The 10,229-nt window shown below is 72.9% G+C and carries 9 protein-coding genes; 2 read left to right on the forward strand and 7 right to left on the reverse strand.

The features are described 5' to 3' along the window. Window position 1: 1 nt before the first annotated feature. The 5 genes from AB0D48_RS33340 to AB0D48_RS33360 all read right to left on the reverse strand — a co-directional run bounded on the left by AB0D48_RS33340 (window position 2) and on the right by AB0D48_RS33360 (window position 4,838). Window positions 2-379 carry a hypothetical protein gene (locus AB0D48_RS33340; RefSeq protein ID WP_362405638.1) on the reverse strand — a complete coding sequence of 126 codons (378 nt, stop codon included), beginning with the start codon at window positions 377-379 and terminating at the stop codon, window positions 2-4. Next, the gene (locus AB0D48_RS33345) at window positions 369-2,138 is read right to left on the reverse strand and encodes a hypothetical protein (protein WP_362405641.1); all 1,770 of its coding nucleotides are present in this window, start codon (window positions 2,136-2,138) and stop codon (window positions 369-371) included. The genes AB0D48_RS33340 and AB0D48_RS33345 overlap by 11 nt, the downstream gene beginning before the upstream one ends. A gap of 127 nt (window positions 2,139-2,265) precedes the next feature. Further along, window positions 2,266-3,255, reverse strand: coding sequence for a malate dehydrogenase (locus tag AB0D48_RS33350; protein WP_362405644.1), 990 nt, complete (start codon window positions 3,253-3,255; stop codon window positions 2,266-2,268). Window positions 3,256-3,541: 286 nt separating this feature from the next. Next, on the reverse strand, window positions 3,542-3,988 hold the full coding sequence (locus AB0D48_RS33355; protein WP_362405647.1) for a DUF3017 domain-containing protein: 447 nt from the start codon (window positions 3,986-3,988) through the stop codon (window positions 3,542-3,544). Next, the gene (locus AB0D48_RS33360) at window positions 3,978-4,838 is read right to left on the reverse strand and encodes a bifunctional methylenetetrahydrofolate dehydrogenase/methenyltetrahydrofolate cyclohydrolase (protein ID WP_362405650.1); all 861 of its coding nucleotides are present in this window, start codon (window positions 4,836-4,838) and stop codon (window positions 3,978-3,980) included. The genes AB0D48_RS33355 and AB0D48_RS33360 overlap by 11 nt, the downstream gene beginning before the upstream one ends. Before the next feature lie 242 nt (window positions 4,839-5,080). On the opposite strand from AB0D48_RS33360, the gene AB0D48_RS33365 reads away from it, so the two are divergent. After that, entirely contained in the window at window positions 5,081-5,683 is a 603-nt protein-coding gene (locus AB0D48_RS33365) for a hypothetical protein (protein WP_362405678.1), read from the forward strand. 203 nt (window positions 5,684-5,886) lie between these two features. Here the strand turns inward: AB0D48_RS33365 and purH are convergent, their stop codons facing one another. Together purH and purN are read right to left on the reverse strand one after the other, a co-directional pair. Next, window positions 5,887-7,470 carry a bifunctional phosphoribosylaminoimidazolecarboxamide formyltransferase/IMP cyclohydrolase gene (gene purH, locus AB0D48_RS33370; RefSeq protein ID WP_362405653.1) on the reverse strand — a complete coding sequence of 528 codons (1,584 nt, stop codon included), beginning with the start codon at window positions 7,468-7,470 and terminating at the stop codon, window positions 5,887-5,889. Beyond that, window positions 7,467-8,090 (reverse strand): phosphoribosylglycinamide formyltransferase, encoded by a 624-nt coding sequence (gene purN, locus AB0D48_RS33375; protein ID WP_362405656.1) that lies wholly within the window; start codon window positions 8,088-8,090, stop codon window positions 7,467-7,469. Before purN ends, purH begins: the two co-directional genes overlap by 4 nt. A 225-nt stretch (window positions 8,091-8,315) precedes the next feature. On the opposite strand from purN, the gene AB0D48_RS33380 reads away from it, so the two are divergent. Next, window positions 8,316-8,939 (forward strand): hypothetical protein, encoded by a 624-nt coding sequence (locus AB0D48_RS33380; protein ID WP_362405659.1) that lies wholly within the window; start codon window positions 8,316-8,318, stop codon window positions 8,937-8,939. The last annotated feature ends 1,290 nt before the right edge of the window (window positions 8,940-10,229 follow it).

Genomic DNA, 10,229 nt, shown 5'->3' on the forward strand with positions numbered 1-10,229 from the left:
CTCAGCCTCCCAGCGAGGTGAGCAAGGCGGCCAGGGCGGTCCCCGCGCTCACCGAGTCCACCAGCGGGGCCCACCGCTCCAGCGCCCCCCGCAGTCTGGCCGGCAGGCCCGGGCGGACCTCCCCGCCCGCCTCCAGCTCCCCCGCGACCTCGTCCAGTTCGCCGTCCAGCGCCGCCCGTTCGGGGCTCCGGGGCAGCCGTACGAGGGCCGCGCGCAGCTCCCGTACGGCCTCCAGCAGTTCCTCGGCGCCCGGCGCCGCGGCCTCCGTACCGCCGTGGTGGACGGTGCTGTTGGTGTTGTGGGTGCCGCCGATGCTGAAGCTGCTGCCGTGGACGTCACCGATCCGCACGGCCGGCTGTTCTCCGCCGCTAGTTGCCACCGCTTCTCCTCTTGCCCGTGCCCGTGCTCGTGCGCTTGCTCTTGTCGTCGTCCGGGGCGGAGGACCCGTGGCGGGTGGCGCTGTTGTGGCTCACTCCGCCGATGCCGAAGGCGCTGTCGCGCACCGACTGGATGAAGACCGCGCCCTCGGCGACGTTGACGGCCCGCTCCGCGAACTCCTCGGTGTGCCAGCCCGCCTCGTGCAGGGCCAGGGTGACCCCGCCGACGATCCGGTCCTGGATCGTCTTCAGGTACCGGTCCAGGTCCATCAGCTGGAACAGCGAGGCGTCGCCCTGCGCGGCGAGTTCGCGTACGGAGACGGCCGGCCCGGCCGGGAGCGCCACGCCGTGCCCCGCGGTGGCCATCCGCCACGGGATGCGCAGCGCGCCCACCAGGGTGACCAGCGCCGGGGCGAGCGAGCCCGGTCCGTTCGCGACCGCCCAGGCCACCTTGGCGAAGACGGTGTTGCGCAGCTGCCGCTGGGCGATGTCGTCGACCCGCTGGAAGTCCGGCCGTACGGGCAGCAGCACGTGCGGCGCCACTTCCAGCATCAGCATCCCTCCCTGCGTGTGCACGCGGATGAAGACGGTGATGACGAGGTTCTCGTCCCAGCCGCCGACCCGTACGCGCAGGAAGTGCCGGCGGCGCTCGCCGCCCTCCTCGATGGCGCTGGCGCGGTGCTCGGCGAACGCCTCCGCGGACAGGTCCAGGGAGCCGACGTCGGGCAGCCCGTCGGCCGGGAGGAACACGCACTCGTCGATGACCAGTTCGCGCAGCCGGTCCAGTACGGAGGCCTCGGCGTCCTCGGAGCCGTGCGGCGACGGGATGCGCAGGGCCTCCAGCCGTGGCCGGATCCGGTCCACGATCTGCGCGTTGTCCAGCTCCTCCGCCTCGCCGCCGCCTCGCGGGCGCAGTTCGACGGCCAGCTGCCACGGCAGGTGCGCCTGGCCCGCGCCGCAGAACGGGTTGCCCACGTCGTACATGACCAGGGGTGCGTGCTGGATCCGCTGGATCCGCGCGCGGGCCCGCCCGAAACGCCGGCCGGTCACCACCAGGTCGCCCGCGGCCCCGGCGTAGCCGGCCCGGTCGAGGGAGGAGTGCAGGACGCGGGCGAAGTGGCCCTGCTGGAGCCCCGCGACGACGATGACCAGGACGAGGACGAGCAGGGCGACCCATGAATAGGACGTCCCGTAGTACTGCCCCACCCTCGGCCAGTCCAGGAAGACGTCGAGCGGCCTGTTCATGATCATCTGTCCGAAGTACGAGAAGAGCTCGCCCAGACCGGAGAGGCGCAGCCGGATGCCCTCGGTCGGGTTGTCCTCCCAGAGGCCGAGGACCATCCCCCAGAGGATCCGGCCGAGCATCCAGGCCGCGTAACCGCGCAGGACGTACTCGATCACCCGGCTGCCGCGGCCGGTGCGGTCCCGGCGCCGCTTGATCCGCCCCGCGCCGCTGGTCAGGAGCGCCGGGACGAGCAGGAAGACGAAGAAGCCCTGGAGCAGCAGCAGCCCGAGGGCCCAGACCGCCACCACCGCCGCCGCCCAGGCCACTGCGGCACGCCGGGCGCGGAGGGCGTGGGCCAGGACGCGGGCGGCGTCGAACCCGTAGGAGGGGGCGGTGAAGCGCTCCTCGTGGACGTACAGCTCGTCGATCACCCGGTCCCGGTACGCGGTGTCGAGGTAGACGCCGGCACACAGCAGGCGCCCGGCCTCCGTCTTCGACGGATGTACGGGTCCCCTGCCCTCCGGGATTTCGGTCACCGAATCCCCCCTCCGGTGTGAGGAGGGAAAACGTACGGTGCCGGGCGGTTCCGGGACAGGGCGGATCACGCCAAAAAGAAGGCCCCGGCGCGCTGGGCGCCGGGGCCTTCCGGTGAAGCGGGTGGACTCAGATCAGGCCGAGCTCGCGGACCGCGTCGCGCTCCTCGACGAGCTCCTGCACGGAGGCGTCGATGCGGGCGCGGGAGAACTCGTTGATGTCCAGGCCCTGGACGATCTCGTACTTGCCGTCCTTGGTGGTGACGGGGAAGGAGGAGATGATGCCCTCGGGGACGCCGTAGGAGCCGTCCGACGGGATGCCCATCGAGGTCCAGTCACCCGCGGCGGTGCCGTTGACCCAGGTGTGCACGTGGTCGATGGCGGCGTTGGCGGCCGACGCGGCCGAGGACGCGCCACGGGCCTCGATGATCGCGGCGCCGCGCTTGGCGACGGTCGGGATGAAGGTCTCGGCGAGCCACAGCTCGTCGCTGACGACCTCGGCGGCGTTCTTGCCGGCGATCTCCGCGTGGAAGATGTCCGGGTACTGGGTGGCGGAGTGGTTGCCCCAGATGGTCAGACGCTTGATGTCGGAGACGTCGGCGCCGGTCTTCTGCGCGAGCTGCGAGATCGCACGGTTGTGGTCCAGGCGGGTCATCGCGGTGAAGCGCTCGGCCGGTACGTCCGGGGCGGCGGCCTGCGCGATGAGCGCGTTGGTGTTGGCCGGGTTGCCCACGACGAGGACCTTGATGTCGTCCGCGGCGTGGTCGTTGATGGCCTTGCCCTGCGGCTTGAAGATGCCGCCGTTGGCGGAGAGCAGGTCGCCGCGCTCCATGCCCTTCGTGCGCGGGCGGGCGCCGACGAGCAGCGCGACGTTGGCACCCTCGAAGCCCTGGTTCGGGTCGTCGAAGATGTCGATGCCCTTGAGCAGCGGGAAGGCGCAGTCGTCGAGCTCCATGGCGGTGCCCTCGGCGGCCTTCATGCCCTGGGGGATCTCCAGGAGGCGGAGCTTGACCGGCACGTCCGCGCCGAGCAGGTGGCCGGACGCGATGCGGAAGAGCAGCGCGTAGCCGATCTGGCCTGCGGCGCCGGTGACGGTGACATTCACGGGAGTGCGGGTCATGGCCTTCTCCGTTAGACAGCTGGCGGTCGGGGCGTGCCCGCCCCATGTGCTGGAGGACGCCGCTCCGCAGTAAATCTTGACGTGAAGAGACATCCGCCGTCAGGCTATCGGACCCTGGGGCGGCCGGTCTCCATGGGGGCTGGTCCACCAGGTGGATCCGGCCCCCGGCTCCGGCCGTTCGGCCGTTCGGCGGACGGCGGACGGCGGACGGCGGACGGCGGACGGCGGACGGCGGACGGCGGACGGCGGACGGCGGACGGCGGACGGCGGACGGCGGACGGCGGTATCAGCGCACGGTGAAGCGGACCGCCGTCTCCAGGAACGGGACCTCCAGCCACGGCTTGCCGGGCGGGCTGGGCTGCATCACCAGCGCGAGCAGCGTGATCGCCACGCCCAAGAGCCCGTACGTGACCATGTCCGTGAACCGGGAGCGCACCGCGAGCATGCCCACCGAGGGCAGTACGCGCCGCAGCACCGAGGCCGCGATCAGAGCCAGGCCTATGACCAGGCAGCCGACCCGCGGATGCCCCGTTGCCGTGGCCAGCAGCCCCGCGGCGGTCGCGGTGAGCACGCTGAGCATCGGCCACTGACGGGCGGGCGTGGACACGGCACCGGGGACGGCCCGGCCGCTGCCCTCGGGGCGGGCGGTGTCCCGGGTGACGGACGGGAAGCGGCGGGACCGGGGCGCCTCGGCCGCCGACGCCGCGCCCTCGTCGCCCCGCTCAGCCCGCACTGCTGGTCCGTTCCGCCGCCTCGACGACGTTGACGAGCAGCTGGGCCCGGGTCATCGGGCCGACCCCGCCGGGGTTCGGGGAGATCCAGCCGGCCACCTCGGCGACGCCGGGGTGCACGTCGCCGACGATCTTCCCGCTCTCGTCGCGGCTGACGCCCACGTCGAGCACGGCCGCGCCCGGCTTCACGTCCTCCGGCTTGACCAGGTGCGGGACGCCGGCCGCGGCGACGACGATGTCCGCCTGGCGCAGGAGCCCCGAGAGGTCGCGGGTACCGGTGTGGCAGAGCGTCACGGTGGCGTTCTCGGACTTGCGGGTCAGCAGGAGGCCGATCGAGCGCCCGACGGTGATGCCGCGGCCGAGGACGACGACGTGCGCCCCGTTGAGCCCGACGCCGTGGTGGCGCAGCAGTTCGACGATCCCGTACGGGGTGCAGGGCAGCGGGCCCGGCTCGTTCAGGACCAGCCGGCCGAGTGACATGGGGTGCAGGCCGTCGGCGTCCTTCAGCGGGTCCATCAGCTCCAGGACCCGGTTGGTGTCGATGCCCTTGGGGAGCGGCAGTTGGACGATGTAGCCCGTGCACTCCGGATTGGCGTTGAGCTCCCGTACGACCTCCTCGATGTCCTCCTGGGAGGCCGTCGCGGGCAGTTCGCGCTGGATGGAGGCGATGCCGACCTCGGCGCAGTCCTTGTGCTTGCCGTTGACGTACCAGCGGCTGCCCGGATCGTCACCGACCAGCAGGGTGCCGAGGCCGGGGGTGATGCCCCGGGCCTTCAGGGCCGCCACGCGGGCGGTCAGTTCGGACTTGATCGCGGCTGCGGTGGCCTTGCCATCGAGAATCTGGGCGGTCATGTACCCATCCTCCCGGATGGAGTGCCCCCGGTTCCAGTCAAGGCGCTCATGGACGCGCGCGGTTCATTGCACTTGCACAACAAGTCACCGGCCGCGCGGGAACCGGCTGGACAAGTTCCGACGTCTCCGACGACGATGACCGAAAAGAGTGCCGCGGGCAGTGCCGGGGGGCGGACCGTAGAACAGAGCTTTCCTCCGTGCGTGCCGTGCGTCCCCGCACTTCCACGGAGGAACACCCCAAGATGAGCTTCGGCGACCCGAACAACCCGTACGGACAGCAGCCCCAGGCCCCGCAGGGCCAGCCGGGCTACGGCTACCCGCAGCAGGCGCCCCAGGGCATCCCGCCGCAGGGCGGCTACGCCTACCCGCAGCAGGCCCCGCAGGGCTACCCCGGGGCCCCCGGCGGCTACCCGGGCATGCCCATGGAGATGCCGGGTCTGCTGAAGACCGCGCGCGTGCTGCTGTTCATCGTGGCCGGCATCCAGATCATCATCGGCCTCTTCGCGCTCATCGGCGCGGCAGCGGTCTCCAGCGCCACCAACTCCAGCGCCGGCGACCTCGGCGCCGGCATCATCGTCGCCATCGCCATCGTGGTCTTCGCCTTCGCCGCCCTGGCCATCGTCCTCGGTGCCAAGTTCGGCAAGGGCGGCAACGGCGTCCGCATCACGACGATCGTCTACGCGTCGCTGTCGATCCTGGGCAGCCTCGCGAACTTCGCCCAGGCCTCCGCCAACGGTGCGAGCAACGTCTTCGGCGGCATCGTCGGCCTCGCCATCTTCGGCATCATCCTCGCCTCGGTGGTCAGCAGCTCCGGCGCCGCCTGGTTCAAGCGCCCGCGCTACTGAACCCCGTAGCTCCACGGGGCACTGAACCCCTCGTAGCTCCACGGGGGTACAACCCCGGAGCTCCACGGGGGTACAACCCCGGAGCTCCACGGGGGTACAACCCCGGAGCTCCACGGGGGTACAACCCCGGAGCTCCACGGCGAAGGCCGCGACCCGCACACTCTGCGGGTCGCGGCCTTCGCCGTTCTGGCCAGCGGGACGGCTCAGTGGAAGAAGTGCCGGGTCCCGGTGAAGTACATCGTCACGCCGGCCTTCTTCGCGGCCTCGACGACCAGCTCGTCACGGACCGAACCGCCCGGCTGGACGACGGCCTTGATACCGGCGGCCGTGAGGATCTCCAGACCGTCCGGGAAGGGGAAGAAGGCGTCGGAGGCGGCGTACGAGCCCTGCGCGCGCTCGGCGCCGGCCCGCTCGACGGCGAGCTTCGCCGAGTCGACGCGGTTGACCTGGCCCATGCCGACGCCGACCGAGGCGCCGTCCTTGGCGAGCAGGATCGCGTTGGACTTGACGGCGCGGCAGGCCTTCCAGGCGAAGGCGAGCTCGGCGAGCTCGTCCGCGGAGAGCGCGTCACCCGTGGCGAGCGTCCAGTTGGCCGGGTCGTCGCCCTCGGCCTGGAAGACGTCGGACTGCTGGAGCAGTACGCCGCCGGAGATCGGCTTGAGGTCACCCGGCTGGTGCGGGGTGCCGTCCACCTTCAGGACGCGGATGTTCTTCTTCTTGGCCAGGACCTCGACCGCGCCGTCCTCGTAGGCGGGGGCGGCGATGACCTCGGTGAAGATCTCCGCGACCTGCTCGGCGAGCTCGACGGTCACCGGGCGGTTGACGGCGATGACACCGCCGAAGGCCGAGAGCGGGTCGCAGGCGTGCGCCTTGCGGTGGGCGGCGGCGACGTCGGTGCCGACGGCGATGCCGCACGGGTTGGCGTGCTTGATGATCGCGACGCAGGGCTCTTCGTGGTCGTAGGCGGCGCGGCGGGCGGCCTCGGTGTCCACGTAGTTGTTGAAGGACATCTCCTTGCCGTGCAGCTGCTCGGCGTTGGCGAGCCCGTCGGGCCGGCCGTCCGTGTAGAGGGCGGCGGCCTGGTGCGGGTTCTCGCCGTAGCGCAGGGTCGACTTGCGCTCCCAGGCGCCGGCCAGGAACTCGGGCAGCACGGCCTCCGGCTCCGGGGCGTACGCATTCGTGAACCAGGAGGCGACGGCCACGTCGTACGCGGCGGTGTGCTGGAAGGCCTCGGCCGCCAGCCGCTTGCGCGCCGTGAGGTCGAAGCCGCCGCCCTGCGCCGCCGCGAGGACGTCGGCGTAACGCTCGGGGCTGGTCACGACCGCGACGGAGGGGTGGTTCTTGGCGGCGGCGCGGACCATGGACGGGCCGCCGATGTCGATCTGCTCGACGCACTCGTCGGGGGTGGCGCCCGAGGCGACGGTCTCCTTGAAGGGGTACAGGTTGACGATCACCAGATCGAAGGGCTCGACGCCCAGCTCGGCGAGCTGGTTGCGGTGGTCCTCCAGGCGCAGGTCGGCGAGGATGCCGGCGTGCACGCGCGGGTGCAGGGTCTTCACCCGACCGTCCAGGCACTCGGGGAAGCCGGTCAGCTCCTCGACCTTGGTGACGGGCACCCCGGCGGCGGCGATCTTCGAGGCGGTGGAGCCGGTGGAGACGAGCGCGACGCCCGCCTCGTGCAGTCCGCGGGCCAGTTCTTCCAGTCCCGTCTTGTCGTAGACACTGACGAGCGCACGCCGGATCGGCCGCTGGGTCGTGGTCGGGTCGTTGCTCTCTACGGCGGTCACTGGATTGTTACCTTTCGTCCCTCAATGCGGTAGCCGTGTCGGGCCAGGCGCCCCACGACGTCGACGAGCAGCTGTCGCTCGACTTCCTTGATGCGCTCATGGAGAGCGGCTTCGTCGTCCTCGTCCCGGATCTCGACGACACCCTGGGCGATGATCGGACCGGTGTCCACGCCGGAATCCACGAAGTGGACCGTGCAGCCGGTGACCTTCGCCCCGTAGGCGAGCGCGTCCCGTACGCCGTGGGCGCCCGGGAACGCGGGGAGGAGGGCGGGGTGGGTGTTGATGAACCGGCCGCCGAAGCGGTCTATGAACGCCTTGCCGACGATCTTCATGAAACCGGCGGACACGACGAGGTCCGGAGCGTGGGCGCCGGTCGCCTCCGTGAGGGCGGTGTCCCACTCCTCGCGGCTCCCGTAGGCCTTGACCGGGCACACGAAGGTGGGGATCCCCGCCTTCTCGGCGCGCTCCAGGCCGACGATGTTCTCGCGGTCGGCCCCCACGGCGACGACTTCGGCACCGAAGCCCTCGGGTCCGCCGGGATGGGCGTCGATGGCGTCGAGCAGGGCCTGGAGGTTGGTGCCGGAACCGGATACCAGCACGACCAGGCGGGAGGCGGCCATGGGAGGCCCTTTCTCACGGGAATGCGGTGTTCGTCTTTGTATGGTCATACGAAACTTCGGGGTACCGATTTACGGGGGACCATACGAAGCAACCGACCGCCTGCAACGATACCGGCACACCGGACGGCCCCCGAGGGACGGGGGGACGGGCGAGGGGTAGCGTCTGCCTACAAGCCGAATCGACGTCGTCGCGACGTCCTTGACACAGGGGAAGTAACACACCCGATGCCGGACCGCCGTCAGCCCGACTCCCCCACCGACGACAACCCCTTCGCGGCTCCCCCGGAAGGCCGGCCCGACCAGCCGTGGCAGCCGCGCGGCGGTGGCGACGGCGGCGGGGACGGCAACGGCCGGCCGGAATCCGAGGGCCGCGGCGGCCCGGCGCGCTGGGACCCGACGGACCCTATCCAGCGCCGCGCCCGGTACGCGCTGCTGGCCGGCATGTGGGGCTTCTTCTTCGGGATCTTCGGCATCCCGTCGGTGGGACTCCTGCTGGGCGCCCTCGCCTTGTACTGGGGCGTCAGCGCCCTGCGCGGCAAGCCGGCGACGACCCAGCCCGGCCAGGGCGGCGCCCCGGCGACGACCCAGCCCGGCCAGAGCGGCACCCCGGCCCCGGGCGGCCTGGCGGCCCTGGGCGAGGCGGCCCGCCCTCAGCGCACGGCAGCGGTGAGCGGCCTGGTCACGGCGTCACTGGCGATCCTGCTGGCGATGAGCTCGTACGCCTTGCAGCTCGCGTACAAGGACTTCTACGTCTGCCGCGACGACGCCCTGACGAACGCGGCGGAACTCCAGTGCAACAGGCTCCTCCCGAACAACTTCGTGGGCGACGTCCTGAAGGTCCGCCAGTAGCCTCCCTCCCTCTCACCCTCACGGGGCCGGACGGCCCGGACGGCCCGGAGGGCCCGGGGACGCGGGGGCCAGGGGGGCCTGGGGACGCGGGGGCCAGGGGGGCCTGGGGACGCGGGGGCCAGGGGGGCCTGGGGACGCGGGGCGCGAGGACCGGGGGGCGCGGGGACCGGGGGGCGCGGGGACCGGGGGCGCGGGGCGCGCGGGCCAGGGGGCGAAGCCCCACCTCCAGCCCCGCCGGGCGCGCGGGACGCGGGGCGGAGCCCCGACCTTCCAGCCCGGCGCGAGCCCACGCTCACCCTGCCCAGAGGGCACCTCAGCCCGGCTGACGCGCGGGACGCGGGGCCGGGGGGCGGGGCCCCACCTCCAGCCTCGACCGAATCACCTCCACCCCCACCGGCGCGCGAACCGCGGGGCGGAGCCCCGACCTTCCAGCCCGGCCCGAGCACACCGTCACCCTGGCCCAGGGCACCCCCAGCCCCGACGACACGCGGTACGCGGGACCCGAGGGCGAAGCCCCCACCTCCAGCCTCGGCCGAGGCCCCTCCAGCCGCCTTGCGCGGGACGCGGGCTCGGGGGCCGCCCTGACCTCCAGCCTCGGCCAAGTCGCCTCCAGCCCCGCCGGCGCTTGAGGCGATAGGACCCGGGGGCGAAGCCCCACCTCCAGCCGCCCCGGGGCGCGGGACGTCGGGCGGAGCCCTGATCCTCAGCCGGCCCGAGCACACGCTCACCCTGACCCGGAGGCACCCGCGCGGCGTGCGGCTGGGGCCAGCCCCGCCGACGCGTGGAACACGGGTGCCCGGGGGCGAAGCCCCCACCTCCAGCCCCAGAGGGGACCCCACCGGCGCGCGGGCGCGGAGACCTGGGGGCGGGCCCCACCTCCAGCCCTCGGCCGAGGCCCCTCCACCCGCGGACGCCCGGGACTCGAAGCGCGGGGCGGAGCCCGGGACGTCGAAGCGCGGGGCGGAGCCCGGATCTTCCAGCCCGGCCCGAGCCCACGCTCACCCTGACCCGGGGGCACGCCCAGCCCCGTCGGCGCTTGAGGCGCGGGGCCCGGAGCAGATCCCTCACCTGAGCCCCGCCGGTGCTTGAGGCGCGGAAGCCCGGGGGCGGAGCGCCCACCTCAGCCCCGCCGGCGCTTAAGGCGCGGAGGCCCGGGGGGCGGAGCGGCACCACAGCCCCGCCCACGCCTGAGACGCGGAGGCCCGGGGGGCGGAGCGGCACCACAGCCCCGCCCACGCCTGAGACGCGGAGGCCCGGGGGGCGGAGCGGCACCACAGCCCCGCCCACGCC

Source organism: Streptomyces sp. NPDC048269 (assembly GCF_040652395.1).
GTDB lineage: Bacteria > Actinomycetota > Actinomycetes > Streptomycetales > Streptomycetaceae > Streptomyces.